At 68.8% G+C, this 1572-nt stretch carries 1 protein-coding gene and 1 pseudogene; one reads left to right on the top strand and one right to left on the bottom strand.

Features of this window, described 5'->3' with window-relative positions; all coding sequences use genetic code 11:
• A pseudogene (locus WCB02_RS30785) lies at positions 1–1185 on the bottom strand (primary-amine oxidase); the annotation flags it as partial.
• 141 nt (positions 1186–1326) lie between these two features.
• Between WCB02_RS30785 and WCB02_RS30780 the strand changes: the two are divergent.
• The coding region (locus WCB02_RS30780) for an AMP-binding protein (RefSeq protein WP_423963998.1) at positions 1327–1572 on the top strand (246 nt) is incomplete at its 3' end.

Raw genomic sequence — 1572 nt, 5'->3', positions numbered from 1 at the left:
CCAGAAGAATCCGTATTCGTAGTTCCCGACGGTCGAGATCGACGACACCACCAGGCGCCGCGACCGACGGACCTCGGTGTGTCCTGTGTTCATGTCGTTGTGCTTCCAGAGGATCCCGTAGTCCTCCTCGTGGATGCAGATGGCGTTCTCCACGACATAGGGGTGGCCGTGCTCGCTGGCGAAGGTTGCGTCCAGGTAGGTGATGGCCCCCAGGCAGTCACAGCCCAGGGCCAGCGAGTTGGCCATGCGTCCGAGCCCCCACTCGCCGACGTCGAAGGCGTTCTTCCATCCGTGGAGTGGTCCCGGGTCGCCGTAGGGGACGACCATTTCGCAGATCGAGGCCCGGTAGATGATGGGCCGGAAGCCACCGTCGTCGTAGCCGATGGTGTGAAGCACCAACCCTTCGAGGGGATCCATCGATACCCGCATGGACCATCCCTGCCACCTCAGGTGGTTGACGTCGAGGGTGAAGCTGACCCCCTCGGGTTGGACGATCTCCAGAGGTCGGAGGTCGGTGCGCAGCGGCTGGTTGTCCTCCGGCCGGTAGCTGCCGTTGCCCTCGGGCATGGGGACCACCCCGAGGTCGAGCACCTCGAGGACGATGCCCCGGGCCGCGTCCACGGTGGCCAGCACCCCCTCGACGGGTCGGGCGTAGCCGTTGTCCGAGGGCCGCTCACGGTAGTACGACAAGCACCGGGCGATCCGGCGACCCTCCTCGAGGGGATTGCCGAAGTCACCGGTCGGCCAGGGGTCGATCTGGACCTTGTCGAAGTCGGTGATACCACGACGCACCATGGCCTTCTGCCAGTCGGGGTCCTCCCGGAGGGCGATGGTGGCCCGGTAGGAGTCGTCGAACAAGAGGGCCGGTCGCACATCCTGGCGCTCGGTCCAGCGGACCACCTCGCCCTCGGGTAGGGCCACCACGGCCTCGATGAGCGACGCCTCGGGGCCCGGGACGATCAACAACTGGATCTGCCGTTCGACCTTGTCGCCGGGCCGGTGGGCGATGACGGCTTCCTTGCCCGGCTCGGCCAGGGTCACCGTGGAGAACAGGGCCCCGTCCCCGATCCGGCCGCTGTCCCGGACCACGGCCACCGCAGCCAGGATCTCGTCGGCCCGCAACGGCTCGAGCGGGTGACCGACGGCCGGGGACGGGACCGGCGTATCACCCATGGTGGCCGTCATCCCCGGTGATCTCGGCGTCTCCGGCGCCCGATCGACCGTTCCCCCTGGTTTTCGCCTCGCCCATGGTCCATCCTCCGATGCCGGCGCCGACCGACCGCATCCGGGCCCCGGCGATGCCAGGGCACAGTAGTCTCTGCGGCGATGAGAGAACGTACCTCGGCTCCGGTGCGGGGGGTGACGGGGCACGCCACCGTGGAGCCCGGTCGGCCCGCCATGATCATGGGCGGGACGGTGCGTACCTACGGTGAGCTCGACGACCGGGCCCGCCGACTGGCTTCCGTACTCGGGGACCTCGGTGCCGGCCCGGGCCGACCGGTGGCCACGGTACTGCCCAACGGGATCGAGATGTTCGAGGTGGCCACGGCGGCGGCCATGCTCAACGCCCCC

Source organism: Bradyrhizobium sp., assembly GCF_049581145.1.
GTDB lineage: Bacteria > Pseudomonadota > Alphaproteobacteria > Rhizobiales > Xanthobacteraceae > Bradyrhizobium.
This window is presented reverse-complemented; position numbering and strand designations above follow the sequence as displayed.